Source organism: Fibrobacter sp. UWH6, from assembly GCF_900142465.1.
Classification (GTDB): Bacteria; Fibrobacterota; Fibrobacteria; order Fibrobacterales; family Fibrobacteraceae; genus Fibrobacter.
In genome coordinates this window covers 21,022-37,891 of the sequence record NZ_FRAX01000008.1, presented here as the reverse complement: position 1 = coordinate 37,891, position 16,870 = coordinate 21,022, and the positions used below count along the sequence as shown (strand labels likewise).

Below are 16,870 nucleotides of genomic sequence, written 5' to 3'. Positions count from 1 at the left end.
GTTCTTCCCTTTTCTATGATGATATCATAGGTGGATAAGAGAACGATGAAAAAACTTTTGCTTGTTTCAGCAATTATTTGCTCCCTTGCTGGAAATTCCATTGCAGCATCTGATCCTTGTAAGGAAAAGACCGCCGAAGCAAAAAAGATGATGGCCAAGTGTAAGTCCATTGGTAAGGGCAACTCTGGCTACGAACAGTGTGCAAGTTCCTATAAGGTTATTAAGAACCAGGCAGCTCAGGCTTGCCGTTCTGGTGGCCTTGATGAAGACGGTATGCGTCAGGCTATCGCTCAGTGGGAAAAACAGGTTAATAACTGTAAGGGTAAGCAGAATGCCCGTTGCGCTTCTGCTCTCCAGCAGTTGGGTCATTACCAGTTCCAGTTGGAAGAAAAGCTCTTCCTGGACAAAAATGCCCAGTATGAAGAGGATGTTGCATGGTGCGCAGACCGCGATAACAAGCCGGCTAAGTGCGCTAACATCGATCAGCTCCCCAAGGCCGACCACCAGAAGTCCTTGGGTTACTTCCTGGAATACATCGACAAGTATCCCAACGAAAGCAAGACCCCGACCGTGATTTACCAGGCTGCTGCAGTGCAGGAAGCTTCTGGCGAAGACGACAAGGCTTACAAGCTTCGTATGCGTCTTGTTGAAAAGTTCCCGGATAACGGTCTCGTTCCGAAGGCTTGGCTCCGTATTGCGGAATACCACTTCATGAACCGTAAGTTCCGTGACGCTATCAATGCTTATAAGAAGGTGACTGGCTTCGACAACCTGACCGGTAAGGAAGCCGCACTTGCCATGTACCACTTGGCAGAATCTTACTATAACACTGCAGAATACGAAACTGCAGCTATCAAGTACTTTGAATACATCATTGGCGCTGACAAGGGTAAATACCCTGCTGACTTGCGCGCAGAAGCTATGGACTTCATGGCAGCTTCCTTCTCTGACTTGGAAGGTGGTGGTGTCCAGGAAGCTGAAGCTTTCTTGAAGGACAAGAAGGTTCCGTTCAAGGATTCCGTCTACTACCGTATCGGTATGAAGAATAAGGACCATGACCGTAACGAAGAAGCTGTCCAGTCCTTCAAGCGCTTGATGAGCATCAACCCCGACTATATCGACGCTCCTCTGGCTGACATCGCTATGATCGAAATCTTGATCATCCAGCAGAAGTTTGAAGAAGCTCAGAAGCATCGTTACACTGTCGTGAAGCGTTATGACCGTAACTCTTCCTGGTACAAGAAGAACCAGAAGTATCCGGAATCTGTGAAGAACGCTGAAACTGCAATCCGTGGCGCTATGCTCGACATTCCGCAGTACCACCACGCTCGCGCTGCTAAGCTCACTAAGGAAGGTGACTTGGAAGCCGGTAAGAAGCAGTATGCAGAAGCTATCAAGGCTTACGAAGCATTCTTGGCTCGCTACAAGAAGGAACCGACCTGGGATGAATACAAGGTCCACATCAACTTGGCCCTCGTTTACCAGGAAATGGCTCAGTATGCTAACGCTGCTAAGATGTTCAACTGGATCGTTGACACTGATACTACCCGTTATGGCCGTCGTCCCATGGGTTCTGAAGCTCTCCTGAAGAAGGAAGAAGCAGCCTATAACGCCGTGCTCATGATGGATCAGTCTCGCGAAACTGCCAAGAAGAACAAGTATGGCGATGACGCTGTCAAGGCTTACAAGTCCGAAGAAACCAAGGCTTACTTCGCTCAGGTGGATAAGTACATGGCTAAGTTCGGTCAGTACAAGGAAGCCGCAGAACTCGCTTACAACGCATCTATCGTTCATTATGATGCAAAGCAGTTCAAGACTGCAGTTGTGGTGCTCCGCGATCTGAAGCAGAAGTTCCCCAACCATCAGTACATCTTGCTCATCAGCCGTATGTTGGCTCAGTCCCTCCTGGAATCCAGCCAGCTGGATGACGCTCTGAAGGAATTCGAATGGCTCTTTGTTCAGTACACCAAGGTCAAGGAAACCAGAAATGACTCCATGGCCAAGGAAATCGAAAAGGCTATCGCTTACGTTCTCTTCCAGATGGCTGAACAGAGTGTAAAGCAGGGTCAGTTCGAAAAGGGTGCTCAGGCTTACCTGGCTCTCGTGAAGCGCTACCCGCTCATCGACATTGCTGATAAGGCTGTGTTCGAAGCTGCAGTTGCATATGAATCCGCAAAGCAGTTCACCAAGGCTTCTGAAACCTTCATGATGCTGCCCAAGCAGTATGCTTCTTCTCCGCTCACCATTAAGGGCATTGTCCGTGCTGGTGACGCTTACAAGAAGGAAGCTGCAACTAAGAAGAACGACAAGAAGTACTACGATCAGATGTACCGTAATGCCGCTCAGACCTATTTGTTCATCACCAACAACTTCCCGCAGGATTCCATGGCATTCATGGCTATCGGTTCTGCTGCTCAGGTCTATGACTCCATCGCTGATAAGAAGTCCGCTGCTGTCACCTACGAAATCGCCTACAAGCGTTATCCGAAGGATGAACGTACTCCGGGTTACCTCTATAGCGCATGCTTGAGCTATGACGAAGCCAAGATGGTTGATGAAGCTATCCGTTGTAACAAGGACCTGGTCCGTGATTACCCGAAGAGCTCCTACGCTCTGGATGCAGCATTCTCTATCCCCATGGCTTATGCTAACGCAAAGAAGTGGGATCTGGCTGCTAAGGAATACCACACCTTCATCAAGCTGTACACCGAAGACAAGGAAAAGCTGATTGCTGCTTACATCGGTGCCGCTCGTGCTTACATGGAACTGAAGGAAGAAGACAAGGCCATTGCTGACTACGATGCAACTTTGAAGAACTACGATAAGTTCGGTCTTCAGATCAAGAACGCTGATCCGGGTGTTCCTGCTGAAGCTGCCTACTACCTCGGTGAACATGAATACAAGAAGATGGAACCCATCGTCCTGAAGGGTAAGGATAAGGAAAAGGCTAAGATCATCAAGCAGCTGGTGGACATCCTCCAGAAGGCTATGGGTCACTACTCCAAGTCTGCAACCTACGCATCTGAACGCTGGACCTTCCGTGCTACCAACCGTATGGGTATGCTCTTCGTCACCATGGCTGCTAAGATCCGTGAACAGGAACTGAACGGCAAGAAGGAAGACGAACGCTTTGCAGAACGTATCGGTATTGTTCAGCAGCTGCCCAGCTACTACGAACAGGCACGTCCCATCTTCCAGAAGAACATCGACCTCGCTCGCGACCAGGGCTTCTACAACCAGGACGTGATCGAAGCTGAAGAAGGCTATATCGAAATGTACTACCAGGGTTGCGCAGTCTTCGTTGAAGTTGCCGATGCCTTTGCTAACTCTCCGCTCCCGGACTCCGCCTCCATCGTGAAGGAATACGTGGAATACGAAGGTATGGCTAAGGAAGACGCTGTTGAAGCTGTGCATGAAGACCTCGAAGCATACCGTGAAGAACTGAATACCCGTTCTGAAGGTGCTAAGGATCTTGCTAAGCCCCAGTGCGCTACCGGTATTAAGGCCTCTGCCCACTATGGTATCGACAACCAGTGGACTGCCAAGCTGTTCGAATTGCTCAAGAGCCTCGACGAAAACGACGAAGCTCTCAACACCAAGATCGAAAAGTTTGACCCGTCTACTCTGTTCTCTGATCCTGCCTACTTCAAGACCAAGGCTCGTATCGAACAGATTTCCAAGTCCGAAGTCATGACTCCGGAAGAACAGATTGCTACTTACCGCGATATCATCAAGGAAGCTAAGGCTGAAAGAGAAAAGCTGATGGCTGAACTTGCTGAATTGAAGAAGAAGCTTTCTCCGGTTCCGACGACTACCGGTGCTGGTGCTGCTGCAGGTGCTGCTGACGCTGACGAAGCCGGCTACTAGCGGTAAAAACAAATTTACGGGGAACCTTGTTCATAGGGTTCCCCCTATTTTATTTGAGAAAAATGGCGTTTTTTACTCGGTAAACTAAGTTTTACCCAATTATTGTCCCATATTTCTCAAAAAAAATTAAATATGAACAAAGATTTTTCAAAATAAACCAAAACACTCAATAAAGGAGTACTCTAATGTCTAAAATGCTTCAATCCTTCAGCCCTGAATCCGATGGTTGGCAGTTCATGTGGATCATCTTGGTCGTCTTCCTGATCGGCCTTGGTTTCTCCATCGAACGTTTTGTCTACGTCTTGCTCAAGAGCTCTAAGGGTCGTGCAAAGTTCCTCGCTGATTTCGGTAAGCTGATCTCTTCTCAGCAGTATGATCAGGCTCTGAGCCTCGCCAATGCTACCAAGCTCCCCATCGCTCGCGTTATGGCTGCAATCGTTTCTACCCGTAACGGTGGCCGCGAAACCATGACTGCTGCTTGCGATGCAGTGTTCCTGACCGAAGCTCCCCGTCTGACTCGCTACGTTTCCATCATCTCCGTTATGGCTTCCATCTCTACCTTGCTCGGACTTATGGGTACCATTTACGGTCTGATCTTCACCTTCGACGCTGTTGCTAACAAGCCGGCTTCTGAACGTGCTAAGGCTCTTTCTGACGGTATTGCTATCGCTATGGGTACCACTCTCCTGGGCCTTCTCTCTGCAGTGCCTCTTCTGGTCATCGTTGGCCTCCTGAACATGAACTCCGAACGCCTTATCCAGGAAATGGAAGAAAAGGGCCTCAAGATTATCAACTCCCTCGCTTAATCGCCTAGGATTAATAATTAACTGGAGTTTAAAATATGTCAAGACAACTTAAGAAACCAGCAAAGCCTGAAGAACCGGATCTGTTGCCGGCCATGGGCTTGTTCACGATTCTGATTCCTATGCTGTTGTCTATGGCTGCCTTCTCCAAGCTGGCTATCGTTGAAGTCAATCTGCCGGAACGTTCCATGATGCAGATGGACAACGATACACCTCCGGAACCGGACCAGCAGGCTTTGAACTTGTCTCTGGCTATTACCGACAAGTACCTCGTTATTGGTGCTCGCGGTGGTTTCCAGCCGAATGTCTACTTCAAGGAAATGTGGACGTTCCGTTGCAAGTCCGATGCTAAGCTGATTACCCATTCTCCGGATGATGTTAAGGCAGCTGTCGAAAGCGGTCATGGTCCTAAGTGTAAGGATGGATCCGAGATGAACGTAGAGAAGTATCTCTATGAAATCGAGAGCATCGAACTTTGGGCTATCAATAAGGAATCTGAAGAAGATCCCGGTAAGGTTATGTGGGCTGTTTACACCAACGGCGGTACCGCTGAAGAAGCCGTTGCTGACAGTGCATACGTAGATGGTAACAACAATTTCCTCATGGCTCCGGGTGAAGGCGCTCTTGGTCTGAATCCGCCGTCTACTCTGAGGAAGCCGGGCGCAGGTGCTGATCTTGCTACCCTCACTCCGAACTCTGCTCGTAAGCTGAAACCGGATGTGGCTGCAAAGAACATGATCTACCCGCTGTCTGCATATGATCTGATTGCTAAGGACCTTATCCAGATTCATACTCAGTTCATCGACCTTGATGACGTGGACAATATTATTATCGTTGCTAACGATGATACTCAGTTTGACAAGATCATTCAACTTATGGACCGTGCTAAAGAAGCCGGTTTCAGCAAGATCAATCTTGCTAAGTTGGGAGGTTAATCATGGCTAGAAAAAGTCGTAAATACGGTGAAGAAGTCCCGTTCTCAATTACGTCCATGATGGACATGATGACCATTATTCTGGTGTTCATGATTAAGAACATGGACGCAGAAGGTCAGCTCTTGACTCAGGCAGAAAACTTGATTCTTCCGGTTTCCACCTCTCGTGTGCAGCCGAAGGAAGTTTCTCTGACTGTCGTGGTTGACGCAAACTATGTGATCGTTGATAACGCTAAGATTATCCCGACCGACGACGTCTTGAAGCAGGAAGACCTCCTGGTTGCTCAGGTGGACTCTGTGCTGAAGGAACGCCGCGCTGTTGAACAGGAACATGCCCTCAAGCAGGGTCTGCCTGCCGACGAAGCCGGTCACATTGTTGTGCAGATTGACAAGAACATCCCTTACGATGCAATGTATAAGGTTATGGCTACTTGTGGCTTTGCCGGTTACACCAATATTGCATTCGCCGTGATGGAAAAGAACGGCGGGGAGGAATAACATATGGCAAAGACTAAAAAGGCAGCTCCTGCTATTGATCCGTTAGTAGCGTCCCTGATGCCGGAATCCGATAAGAAGATGGGTGCCATCGCAGGTATCTCTCTGGTTGTCGCTTTGGCAATATGCCTTTGGGCTTCCATGTACGAACAGGTTGTGGATGAAGTCGTGTTCGATGACTCCGCAGCTGCTGATCTTACTGCTTCTATGACCATCGAAGAAAAGAAGGAAGAGAAGAAGGAAGAGAAGAAGAAGGAAGAACCCAAGAAGCCTCGTAAGAAGGCTGGTGGCGGTGGTAAGCCCCGTGGTAAGGGTCAGCCCAACGCTCCCCAGACTCGTGGCGTGCTCAAGCTCCTCACTGCTCAGACCAAGAATGCAAGTGCTGGTGCCTACGACCTTATGAAGAACCAGAAGTTCTCTAAGGACATCGATAAGGTGCTGAAGGACGTTGCAGGTCTCCAGACTACTGGTAAGACTGTTCTCGGTGGCCGTCGCGGTAAGGCTGATGGTGGCTTTAACGAAGGTTACGCTGAAGGCGGTTCCGGTGGTATCGGTGACGGTCTTGCAGGCCTCCTTGGCGGTGGTGGCGGTGGTATCGCTACTAAGTCTAAGGGCTCTATCAAGACTCCGTCTGAACGTGATATCGATATGGGCGCTGGTGGTGGTTCCCGTTCTGCTGCAGACATCATGAAGGTTGTCCGTCAGCGTACTCCGGGTCTCCGTCACATCTATAACAAGTTCCTGAAGAAGAAACCGGGATTCCAGGGTAAGGTTACCTTGAAGTTCACGATCGCTCCGGGCGGCGAAGTTATCAGCATCTCCATTGCTTCTTCTACCACTGGTTTCGGCGAATTTGATGGTGAAATCAAGACCGCTGTTAGCCGTTGGAAGTTCAGCAAGGTTAAGTCCGGTAACACCACTGTGACGATTCCGTTCACCTTCTCTGAATAATTCTTTTTCTGAAGATATTTCAGTAGAGATTGAAAAAGGTCCAGACTGCAAGGTCTGGGCCTTTTTCCTTTATGCTATTGGGCGAAAAAGACTTAAAGGGGGCAAAAAAAACGCAATTGTTTAAATTTTTATTGCGTTTTACGTTTAATAAAACTAACTTTATTGCAGAAATTTCAAGAGGAGTTTTATAATGAACTTAAGAACTGCTGCTGTTGTTGGCGCCGCTGTTGGTGTCTTTGGCGTAGGTTCCGCCTTTGCAACTTATGCTCGTGTAGAATCCATGGGTAAGAATACCACTTACATTATGGATGATGTGAGCATTTTTGATAATGCTGCTAATGCAAATCTTTATTCCAACTATTTGATCGGTGGCTTCGGTGCCTATACCGACATGAACGTTACCGCAGGTGGCAATCATGATCCTCAGCACCCGACCTTCGGTGGCATCTTCGCGGTTTCTTTCGGCGATGACAACAATCCGGATCCGAAGTTCACGATCGGTGGTCTTTTTGGCCGTATCAACACTGACTTGGCTATGTACCTGCCTGCTTATGTGCAGGAAGGCGACAATGCTTTCTACAAGGTTCCTGAAACCGTGACCAACTTTGACGGTTTCCTTGGCGGCACCTTCTCTAGCGGTGATGCATGGGGCTTGCACATTTACATCGCTCACCAGGATGGTGGCGATCTGGATGAAAGCGGTACTTATCAGCCGGATACTGAAGCTCATGCTTCTATCGTTCAGGCTGACGGTGGCTTGAATATCCAGACTTCCGGTGGTACTTCTTACGAAGCTTCTTTCGGTTTGGCTCGTGTTCAGTATGGCCCGGGTCACTATGACTTCTTCGAAAATGGTGACTTTACCTTCTTGGCTAAGGCTCGTGCATTCTTCACTCTCGAAGCAATTGACGGCGAACTGGTTCCTGCAGTCTCTATGAAACTTGCTCAGGCTCCGGGTATCGATGACAAGCGCGCTCAGGGCGGTCTCGGTATTAACGTCGCTATGGACCGCGGTTTCTTCTGGATGGGTGTTGACTTCATCTGGAATCAGCTGAAGGCTCATGACTACTATTACAGCAACGACAAGAAGGCTTGGGTCTATGACTCTCGCTACGAAGACGATCCTGAATGGGACAAGCGTTCTGATATCGGCGGCAAGATCAGCTTCGGTATTGAACGTAACATCTGGTGGGATTGGTTCGTGATCCGCGTTGGCGGTCAGAAGTCTATCCTGTACACCGAATGCGAAGTTGCTGAAAAGGGCAAGCACAAGGGTAACGGCGTTTGCAAGGACGATGGTTCCTTCTTCACCACCAATCCTCTTGCTGATGGCTCCAATGACGACCATGTTGGCTTCGGCTTCGGTATCAACATCGAAGAAAAGCTGAAGATCGACGTTACTGTCGCAGAAGACCTGCTGTTCCGCAACCCGTTCCAGGGTGAAGGTCGCATCTTCTCTCGTCTGGACGCTACCTACTCCTTCTGATGAGATGCAAAGGGAGGGCCTGCCCTCCCTCTGGACTCCCACCCGTCATTCGGGTGTGAAGAGCTTGCCATTTGGCGGCTCTTTTTTTGTTTGTTTGATGTTTCTTTTTTTGAGGGGCTTTTCTATTTTAGGGGTGTAACTTCTTACGTTTTTTAATTTTATGAAAAAGTTAGCGATTTTCTTTTTGACGTCCCTCCTATTCCTGGTGCTGGGTTGCTCCGAGCCTACAGACCGTATTGAAAATAAGTTAACTCCGTACTTGCAGGAGGACCTGAAGTTCATGGTGGCCGAAACGATCCGGTCGTCGGGTGATAAGTCGGCCTTGATGGAAGAGCCGTACTATCGCGTCAAGGATTTTCGTTTGTTCGAAGGGGCCGAGTCCCGCATTTATGCGGCTTATGCCGAAGTGGATTTTTTCATCTACAAGGATATTGCCATGCATGAAAAGCGCAAGTACAGGTATGATGTACATACCCGCAAGTGGGATCGCTATCTGAAAGTGCTGAAATTCGGTAGGGATACGATTCCCGATTGACACGCACTGTTTTTCTCTTAATTATATTTGCTGCGTTAAGTTTCATTTTTTTATAAGAAGGGCACAACTTTGTTCGGTCTTTTTTCTTGCGATATCGGTATTGACCTGGGTACAGCAAATACATTGGTCCATGTAGCTGGCCAGGGCATCGTCATTAATGAACCTACGGTTATTGCGGTGGACAGCAAGAATAACCGTGTTTCCGCCATCGGTTCCGAAGCAAAGAAGATGCTCGGTAGAACTCCGGGCGAAAGCCGCGCCGTACGCCCCATGCGCGATGGCGTGATTGCAGACTTTGAACTGGTGGAAAGCCTTCTCCAGACTTTCATCAAGCGTGTTCAGAAGTATCCGCTGTGGATGGTTAAGCCCCGCGTTGTGGTTGGTGTTCCTTCCGGTATTACCGAAGTGGAAAAGCGTGCCGTGATCGACGCTGCCAAGCAGGCTGGTGCCAAGGAAGTGCATCTGGTTCACGAACCTATGGCTGCCGCCGTGGGTATGGGTATTCCTGTTGAAGATCCCGTGGGTAACATGATCGTGGATATTGGCGGTGGTACTTCCGATATCGCTGTTATCGCCTTGAATGGTACTGTCTGTAACGCTTCTGTTCGCGTTGGCGGCGATGAAATGGACGAAGCCATTGTCCGTTACCTGCGCACCATGTACAACCTTTGCGTTGGCGAAAGCACTGCCGAACAGATCAAAATGCAGATCGGCTCTGCAAGCCCCCTGGAAGAAGAACTGACCATGGAAGTGAAGGGTCACGACTTTATCGCCGGTATGCCTCGCACCATGACCATCAACAGTGCTGAAATCCGCGAAGCCCTGAACGAACCTGTGACTGCTATCGTTGAAGCGGTCAAGCAGGCTCTGAGCATTACTCCGCCGGAACTTTCTGCTGATATCTACGACAAGGGCATTATCATGACTGGTGGCGGTTCTCAGCTTCGCGGCTTTGACGAACGCATCCGTCAGGAAACTGGCCTTTCTGTGAATGTGATCGACGAAGCTCTCATTTGCGTTTGCAAGGGTGCCGCCCGCATTCTGGAAGACCTGGACAAGTATCGTCCGGTCCTGATTGCCTCTTCTACCTAATAACAGAATCTTGATCGATGCTTAGGGCTTTTCGCTTTATTATCGACTTGTTCACTCAAAGGCATGGCGTTGTCGCCTTTGCCTTTTTTCTCGCTTTGGGGCTGCTGATGAGGCAGTCTCCCAATTCGGTGCGTCAGAGTGTCGTTTCGTCTGCATTAGGTTCTGTATTCTATCCGGCTCAGCTGGCTGTGTCTTCTGTGAACGCCTATCGTTCCCTGGCAGACGAAAATGCCCAGCTGAAATCGGAAAATGCAAGGCTCCGTCAGGAGACCTACCATGCCCGCGAAGGCCTGCAGGAGTTGGCCCGACTGCATACGCTGGTTCGGTTTGACGACAAGTGGGACTTCCCGATCGTGACATCCCGCGTGGTGGGGCATAATCCGGGGCGTTTCCTTACGACTCTGGTGGTGAACCGTGGAAGCAAGCATGGCGTAAAGGAGAACATGCCTGTGTTCTCTATGAATGGACTTGTGGGTAAGATAACCAAGGCTTCGATTACGCATTCAAGAGTTCAGTTGCTTGTAGATCCAAACCTTAAGTTGTCTGTAATGGAGCGCCGCACCCGCGTCGTGGGCTTCCTGGAATCCATGGATGGCCATGTGCTTACGGCCATGGTGCCTGCCCATGCTGGCGTCAGTGTTGGCGATACTTTGGTCACATCGGGCCTTGGCGGTATCTTTCCTAAGGGGATTCCCGTGGGGACGGTTAAGCAGGTTAGAAAGTCTGACCTGGATGTAATGCGTCAGATGGATGTGGAACCGTTCCAGGAGTTCTCTACTCTGGAAGAAGTTTTTGTGATGGAAAAAGATCCGGACTGGGAAATAAAGGAGTTGCTCGATGAAGAACCTTAGGTGGTTTAGTCTCCTGATCCTTTTCGTGGTTACGTTCGCTTTCCAGATTACGGTGGCGGACTGGCTTTCCATTTTTGACGTGGGTCCGGATTTTGTCATCATCTTTATTGTGGCTGTGGCTATTAAGTGCGGTCCCGCTGCAGGTTGTTTCTGGGGATTCCTTGCCGGTTTCACTCAGGATGTGTACGCTCCCATTGAATGGCTTGGTGCTCATACCATTTCAATGACGGTTATCGGCTTTGTGGTTGGACAGCTGGAAGAACGATTCCTGTCTTTGAACATGCCTGCAAAGATTGGCGTGCTTGGACTTTCGTGCTTGATTTGTGACGGTATTTATTTTGCCATTACCGGACTCTCGAAGGAAATCGTTACGAATTTGTTCTTGACGTTCTCCTTGCCGGGTTGCGCTTATACCATGCTGATTGGTAGCATTTTGTTCTACCTGGATGTAGGCAAGAAGAAAAAGCATGCTTAATGGTGCTTCGGAAAATGAGGTTGTGCAGAACAGGAACCTCCATGTATTGATTTACATGGCTGGTGTGGTGTTGCTGTTCTCGGTTTTGCTTTTCCGACTGTTTTCGTTGCAGTATACCCACTACGATGAAAATTTGCAGCGTTCCGATAACAACCGTATCCGTAAGGTGGAACTGGTTGCGGAACGCGGTTACATTTACGACCGCAACGGTGAAGTTCTTGTTAGAAATCGTCCGTCGTATCAGATTTCGTTGCAGGCGGTGCAGATGCCCCGCAAGAAGGATCAGCGCGATTCTGTCTTGAATCGTCTGCTGAGAATTCGAGACAAGTCAGGCGAACGTCTTTTCGACTCCCTTTCGCTGGATACGGCGTTTATGAGGTCCCGCTGGATTAAGACCCGCCCCATCCGTTTGCTGGAAGACGCCTCGCCGGAACAGGTTTCTGTGATTGAGGAGCATGCGTCGGAATTGCCTGGCGTGGTGACCTTGATTGAATCCCGCCGTGAATACCCCTATGGAACGTTGGCTTCCCATGTGCTGGGGTATACCAACGAAATTTCTGAAGATCAGCTGAAGTTGCCTGAATACGCCGATTATTCCCAGGGTGACCGTATTGGTCAGAAAGGGCTTGAACAGGGGTATGATAAGGAATTCCGTGGAAAGAACGGTGTAAAGCTTGTTGAGGTGAACGCTTCTGGTCGAGAGGTGGGCGTTGTGTCTAGTGGTGGTGAGCTGGCTCCCGTACCTGGACTGCACCTGGTTTCTACCATTGACTTGCGTTTGCAGAAGGTGGCTGAAGCCGCCATTCCCGATAGCGCCAAGGGGGCCCTGGTGGCCCTTGATCCCAGAACTGGCGAAATTCTTGCCATGGTCAGTTCTCCGCGACTGGACCCGAACATTTTCTCGTTGAAGCGTCGCGAACGTAACAAGGGCTGGGCTCATGTGGCTCTGGACTCTATGCGACCCTTGACTAATCGTGCCATTTCTGGTACGTATCCGCCGGCTTCTGTCTTTAAGCTGGTGACGGCTGGGGCGGGGCTTGAACATGGTGTTTTGACAGAGAACAAGTATTACCCGAAATCCTGTACGGGTGGGTATCAGTATGGCGTCCGCTATCAGAAGTGCTGGGGAACTCATGGTGGCCTGAATGTGGTTCATGCCATCCGTCTTTCCTGTGACGTATTCTTCTACCAGGCTGGTTTGGAAATCGACATGGAGCGTATTAACGAATTTGGCCGACGTTTTGGTTATGGTGAAAAGCTGCTGGGTATTGATATTCCCGGAGAACGTGCTGGCTGGCTTCCGGATTCGGCTTCCTTCAACGTTCGTAACAAGAGGGCTGGCTGGCGTTGGGCTCGCGGCTTGATTTTGAACTTGTCTATCGGTCAGGGCCAGATTGTGACTCCGCTTCAGCAGGCTGTTTTTGTGGGCTCCCTGGCTACGGGAAAGGGCGTCTATAGGCCTCACTTTATGAAGGAACTGCGGGACGACAAGGGTAACGTGGTGCGCCGTTATGAGCCTGAGGTTGTTCGCCCGGGCAACATGAAGCCTTACACTCATCGCATTTTGATGAACGCCATGGATTCTGTGGTGAACCATCCCGGTGGAACGGGTAAGCGAGGCGCTCTTCCTAATGTTCGCGTGGGTGCGAAGACTGGCTCTGGCGAATGGAAGAAGGGCGAGAAGACTCATGCCTGGTATGCGGCGGTTGCCCCTCTGGATGCCCCGGAAATTGCTGTGGCTGTCATTATGGAAGCTGCAGGCGGCGGTGGTTCCGTTTCTGGACCTATAGCCAAGAAGGTCTTGGAAGCTTACTTTGAAAACAAGAAGCTCGATGAAGGAATTGTGGAGGAGGAACCATGATTTCAAAGCGTTTTGTAGATCATTCCCTTAAGTTTGACTGGCTTTTCATCGTGCTGGTGCTGGCCCTGATGGGTTGCGGCATTACTTTGGTGTATTCTGCGACAGTGTTTGAAGAAGTCCCCCTGAAGGATGCTTTCTGGTTTAAGCAGATTGTTTATTTCTTCTGCGGAATTATTATGGCGGGAGCGTTGGTCTTTGTCCGTATTGACTGGCTGAAGCGTGCGGCGGTTCCGTTGTATGTTGTTTCGCTGATCCTCCTGGCGGTGGTTCTCTTTTTTGCTGGCGATGTGGTGAAGGGTGCGGGTCGCTGGATTGACCTTGGTGTCTTTAAGCTTCAGCCTTCCGAGTTTGCGAAGATTGCCTACCTTCTGACAATTTCCTATTGGCTTTCTAGACATCCCGTCAGCTTGCACAAGGTGAAGACTTTTGCGGTCCCCTTTGCCTTGTTCATTGTGCCTTTTGGCCTTGTGTTGAAGCAGCCGGACTTGAGTACCGCCCTCGTTTTTATTGCGGTGACTATGGTCGGTTTCTTTTTTGCCGGGCTTTCCTTTGCAGATGTTTTCTTGATTGTGAGCCCGCTGCTGTCGGTGTTGTTTTCCCATTCCCAGTCTATACAGTTTGAGGTTCTGTGGGGGCTTCTGATTTGTGCGGTCGTGTTTACCTTGGTTCGTCGGAAATTGCCCAAGATTTTGACGGGGTTGTTCCTTTTTGCAAATATTCTGGCTGGGTATGCAAGTACCATGGCGTGGAATATGCTGGAGCCTCATCAGCAGAAGCGTGTGAATACCTTCCTGGATCCAATGAGTGATCCCCTGGGGGATGGTTATCAGGTGCTGCAGTCCTTGACCGCCATCGGTTCCGGAGGCGTATCCGGTAAGGGTTTTGGTAACGGAACTCAAACCAATTTGGCGTTCCTGCCCGAAGAACATACCGATTTTATTTTTAGTGTTCTTGGGGAACAATTTGGTTTCGTGGGTTGCGCCTTTGTCCTGGTTCTTTATGGTTTGTTCCTGTGGCGTGCCACGTCTATTTGTAAGCGTTCGGCGGATCCGTTCGTGACTTTGATGGTGATGGGAGCTTCTACGATTTTCCTGTTCCATATTCTTGTGAACATCGCCATGACCATAGGCCTTATGCCTGTGACCGGGCTTCCCCTGCCGTTCCTTTCTTATGGTGGGTCTTTTGCCTTGACTTGCATGGTGCTGGTGGGATTTTTGCTTTGCCTGCGTTACCAGGGAAGCCGCCGATAGTTTGACTGAAATTTTTTGTAAATAAAGTTTTTCGTCATCTCGACTTGTTTCAAACGTGTTAATAAGAGAGGCCTCGTGTGGGTCTCTCTTTTTTTAGAGGTTGATATGAGTATTGCAAGTCAGGTGAGCGGTTTTATTTTCGGTTCGGAATGTCTGGGGTGCGGCAAGGCGTCGGGGGGTCTAGACCCCTGGCTTTGTCCGGAGTGTGTGGATGAACTGGCTAGGGAGATGAAATCCTATTCCAGCCCGAAGGAGGGGGTGTACTGTCTTTTCCCGATGCGGTCGTTGACCCGTAATTTGGTGCATGCCCTGAAGTACAAGAGCATTCATGGGATGGCGGCCTATCTTGTGCGGCGCTCGGCGGCGGTGCGGGACGGCGCTGTGGGACAGGAGTTTGCGCTCTTGCCCCATCCGCTGTATTTTGTGCCGGTGCCTCTTCACAGGGCTCGTATGCGGGAACGCGGGTATAACCAGGCGGAGCAGATTGCCGCGGCTCTTGCCTTGGTGACCGGAGGCCAGGTGTGCCGCTGGCTGAAGAGGCGGACCTTCGTGATGTCGCAGACGAAACTTTCTAGGGAGGCTCGCGAACGTAACGTGATGGGGGCTTTTGTGGCCCGTTTGCCAGAACGGCTGCCTGAGGGTGGAACCGTTATTATTGTGGATGATGTCTACACGACCGGGTCGACGACTTCGGCCTGTGTGGATGCGCTGGGAGTGGATTTCCCGCTGCCCCTTAAGGTGTGTACGCTGCTGTACGATGAACCGATCACGGCCGTGGCTGATTTCGTGGCGGATAATCGAATGGACTGGAATTACCGATAGGGGCGGTCAGCCGGCTTCGGGGTCAAAAAAAAGACCGTCGAGGTCTTCTCGAACGGTCTTCTTTGGAGCGGAGGAAGAGGGACTCGAACCCCCAAGCCTTACGGCGGCGGTTTTCAAGACCGCTGACTTACCAATTAGCCTATTCCTCCAGGGGTGGGCAAAGGATAGAAAAATTTGGGTGTTTCCGTCAACAATTCCTGTGATTATTTGAAAATCTTTAGCTATTTTTACATCGTATGACGGAGTTTGATTCAAAACAGGCGATAGAATCTCAGAGAATTCTGGATTTGCTGTTCTCTTACATGCCGAAGATCGCGGCTGAACGTAAGATGGACAATTTGCTTGTATTGATGGCCGATCTTGGCCGTTCCATTGTTTCGGCTGACCGTTGCTCCCTTTGGCTTGTGGATGATGAAAGAGACGAACTTTGGACGAAGGTGGCCCATGGTGTCAGCGAACTCCGGATTCCCAAGACTGCAGGCTTTGTAGGCTGTTCCGTAACTACCGGCGAAGCTCTGCTCATTAAGGACGCCTACCTGGACTCCAGGTTTGATAGTCGTACTGACCAGAAAACTCACTACCATACCAAGTCAGTGATGACTGTACCCCTGAAGGATTCTACGGGGCAGGTGATGGGAGTGTTCCAGGCGATTAACAAGCAGGGCGGGACTGTGGATGAATTTTCTGAACAGGACCTGGAACGTCTGAGGCTGACTGCTGTATATTCCGCGAAGACTGTGGAGTCTGCCATGCTGACAGCGGAACTGGAAGCGACCCAGCGTGAAATTATTCATACCTTGGGTGAGGCTTCTGAATACCGTAGCCAGGAAACGGGTGACCACATTTTGCGTGTGGCTGAGATTTCCCGTAAGTTGGCCGAGTATCTCGGACTGCCGCCGGATGAGGTTGAACGAATCCGTCTGACGGCTCCCCTCCATGACTTGGGTAAGATTGCCGTGCCTGACGCTGTGCTGAATAAGCCTGGCCGCCTTACGGATGAAGAATACGCCGTCATGAAGACTCATGTGGATCTCGGCTACAGGATGCTCTGTAATTCTAAGAGAAAGCTGCTGCGCTATGCGGCCGATGTGGCTCGCTCCCATCATGAACGTTGGGACGGACAGGGCTATCCTCTTGGTTTGAAGGGGGAGAGTATTCCTCTGGCTGCTCGTATTTGTGCCGTGGCGGATGTGCTGGATGCCTTGTCATGCTACCGCTGCTATAAGGCCCCGTGGCCTGAAGAAAAGGTGAAGACCGAATTTGCGAAGATGAAGGGTTCCCAGTTCCAGCCGGAAATTGTTGATGCTCTGCTTGAACATTGGGACGATATCTATTCTTGTTACCGTTCCCAGAATGCAACTATTGACGTCGACGCCATTGACTATCGCAGATAATCGGGCTGGGCGTTAACGGATTCTTTGAATAAATTATTTATGAATGGGTGGACC

The 16,870-nt window shown here is 50.0% G+C and carries 14 protein-coding genes and 1 tRNA gene; 14 read left to right on the top strand and 1 reads right to left on the bottom strand.

The genetic code is table 11. The features are described from left to right. The first annotated feature begins 45 nt into the window (after positions 1–45). From BUB73_RS08495 to BUB73_RS08435, 13 genes are all read left to right on the top strand, one after another. Complete coding sequence (locus tag BUB73_RS08495) at positions 46–3,867, top strand: tetratricopeptide repeat protein (protein ID WP_249269421.1); 3,822 nt, start codon at positions 46–48, stop codon at positions 3,865–3,867. Between the two features lie 185 nt (positions 3,868–4,052). After that, positions 4,053–4,673 carry a MotA/TolQ/ExbB proton channel family protein gene (locus tag BUB73_RS08490; RefSeq protein WP_073158584.1) on the top strand — a complete coding sequence of 207 codons (621 nt, stop codon included), beginning with the start codon at positions 4,053–4,055 and terminating at the stop codon, positions 4,671–4,673. A gap of 35 nt (positions 4,674–4,708) precedes the next feature. Next, positions 4,709–5,605 (top strand): ExbD/TolR family protein, encoded by an 897-nt coding sequence (locus tag BUB73_RS08485; protein WP_073158587.1) that lies wholly within the window; start codon positions 4,709–4,711, stop codon positions 5,603–5,605. Positions 5,606–5,607: 2 nt separating this feature from the next. Next, the gene (locus tag BUB73_RS08480; RefSeq protein ID WP_073158597.1) at positions 5,608–6,102 is read left to right on the top strand and encodes an ExbD/TolR family protein; all 495 of its coding nucleotides are present in this window, start codon (positions 5,608–5,610) and stop codon (positions 6,100–6,102) included. A 3-nt stretch (positions 6,103–6,105) separates the two neighbouring features. Further along, entirely contained in the window at positions 6,106–7,050 is a 945-nt protein-coding gene (locus tag BUB73_RS08475; protein WP_073158600.1) for an AgmX/PglI C-terminal domain-containing protein, read from the top strand. A 190-nt stretch (positions 7,051–7,240) separates the two neighbouring features. Then, positions 7,241–8,536: a S1 domain-containing protein gene (locus BUB73_RS08470; RefSeq protein WP_073234355.1), complete on the top strand. Its 1,296-nt coding sequence runs from the start codon at positions 7,241–7,243 to the stop codon at positions 8,534–8,536. A 160-nt stretch (positions 8,537–8,696) separates the two neighbouring features. Next, positions 8,697–9,071, top strand: a complete 375-nt coding sequence (locus tag BUB73_RS08465; protein WP_073234358.1) for a hypothetical protein — start codon at positions 8,697–8,699, stop codon at positions 9,069–9,071. Positions 9,072–9,140: 69 nt separating this feature from the next. Next, positions 9,141–10,163: a rod shape-determining protein gene (locus BUB73_RS08460; protein WP_073158607.1), complete on the top strand. Its 1,023-nt coding sequence runs from the start codon at positions 9,141–9,143 to the stop codon at positions 10,161–10,163. 17 nt (positions 10,164–10,180) lie between these two features. Next, entirely contained in the window at positions 10,181–11,014 is an 834-nt protein-coding gene (mreC, locus tag BUB73_RS08455) for a rod shape-determining protein MreC (RefSeq protein ID WP_073158609.1), read from the top strand. Then, on the top strand, positions 11,001–11,489 hold the full coding sequence (gene mreD / locus BUB73_RS08450) for a rod shape-determining protein MreD (protein WP_073158611.1): 489 nt from the start codon (positions 11,001–11,003) through the stop codon (positions 11,487–11,489). The genes mreC and mreD overlap by 14 nt, the downstream gene beginning before the upstream one ends. Continuing rightward, complete coding sequence (gene mrdA, locus BUB73_RS08445; RefSeq protein ID WP_073158614.1) at positions 11,482–13,350, top strand: penicillin-binding protein 2; 1,869 nt, start codon at positions 11,482–11,484, stop codon at positions 13,348–13,350. The genes mreD and mrdA overlap by 8 nt, the downstream gene beginning before the upstream one ends. Continuing rightward, positions 13,347–14,600, top strand: a complete 1,254-nt coding sequence (rodA, locus tag BUB73_RS08440; RefSeq protein WP_073158617.1) for a rod shape-determining protein RodA — start codon at positions 13,347–13,349, stop codon at positions 14,598–14,600. The genes mrdA and rodA overlap by 4 nt, the downstream gene beginning before the upstream one ends. Before the next feature lie 105 nt (positions 14,601–14,705). Continuing rightward, on the top strand, positions 14,706–15,422 hold the full coding sequence (locus BUB73_RS08435; RefSeq protein WP_073158923.1) for a phosphoribosyltransferase family protein: 717 nt from the start codon (positions 14,706–14,708) through the stop codon (positions 15,420–15,422). Between the two features lie 68 nt (positions 15,423–15,490). Here the strand turns inward: BUB73_RS08435 and BUB73_RS08430 are convergent. Next, a tRNA-Ser gene (locus BUB73_RS08430) sits at positions 15,491–15,571 on the bottom strand. An 87-nt stretch (positions 15,572–15,658) separates the two neighbouring features. Here BUB73_RS08430 and BUB73_RS08425 point away from each other — a divergent pair. Then, entirely contained in the window at positions 15,659–16,816 is a 1,158-nt protein-coding gene (locus BUB73_RS08425) for an HD domain-containing phosphohydrolase (protein WP_073158620.1), read from the top strand. Positions 16,817–16,870: the final 54 nt, after the last annotated feature.

Excerpts from the sequence above, each read along its gene's own strand:
- BUB73_RS08485 (WP_073158587.1), top strand. The coding sequence starts at position 4,709 with ATGTCAAGACAACTTAAGAAACCAGCAAAGCCTGAAGAACCGGATCTG.
- BUB73_RS08435 (WP_073158923.1), top strand. The coding sequence starts at position 14,706 with ATGAGTATTGCAAGTCAGGTGAGCGGTTTTATTTTCGGTTCGGAATGT.
- BUB73_RS08470 (WP_073234355.1), top strand. The coding sequence starts at position 7,241 with ATGAACTTAAGAACTGCTGCTGTTGTTGGCGCCGCTGTTGGTGTCTTT.
- BUB73_RS08490 (WP_073158584.1), top strand. The coding sequence starts at position 4,053 with ATGTCTAAAATGCTTCAATCCTTCAGCCCTGAATCCGATGGTTGGCAG.
- BUB73_RS08475 (WP_073158600.1), top strand. The coding sequence starts at position 6,106 with ATGGCAAAGACTAAAAAGGCAGCTCCTGCTATTGATCCGTTAGTAGCG.
- BUB73_RS08465 (WP_073234358.1), top strand. The coding sequence starts at position 8,697 with ATGAAAAAGTTAGCGATTTTCTTTTTGACGTCCCTCCTATTCCTGGTG.
- mrdA (WP_073158614.1), top strand. The coding sequence starts at position 11,482 with ATGCTTAATGGTGCTTCGGAAAATGAGGTTGTGCAGAACAGGAACCTC.
- BUB73_RS08495 (WP_249269421.1), top strand. The coding sequence starts at position 46 with ATGAAAAAACTTTTGCTTGTTTCAGCAATTATTTGCTCCCTTGCTGGA.
- rodA (WP_073158617.1), top strand. The coding sequence starts at position 13,347 with ATGATTTCAAAGCGTTTTGTAGATCATTCCCTTAAGTTTGACTGGCTT.
- mreC (WP_073158609.1), top strand. The coding sequence starts at position 10,181 with ATGCTTAGGGCTTTTCGCTTTATTATCGACTTGTTCACTCAAAGGCAT.
- mreD (WP_073158611.1), top strand. The coding sequence starts at position 11,001 with ATGAAGAACCTTAGGTGGTTTAGTCTCCTGATCCTTTTCGTGGTTACG.
- BUB73_RS08480 (WP_073158597.1), top strand. The coding sequence starts at position 5,608 with ATGGCTAGAAAAAGTCGTAAATACGGTGAAGAAGTCCCGTTCTCAATT.
- BUB73_RS08425 (WP_073158620.1), top strand. The coding sequence starts at position 15,659 with ATGACGGAGTTTGATTCAAAACAGGCGATAGAATCTCAGAGAATTCTG.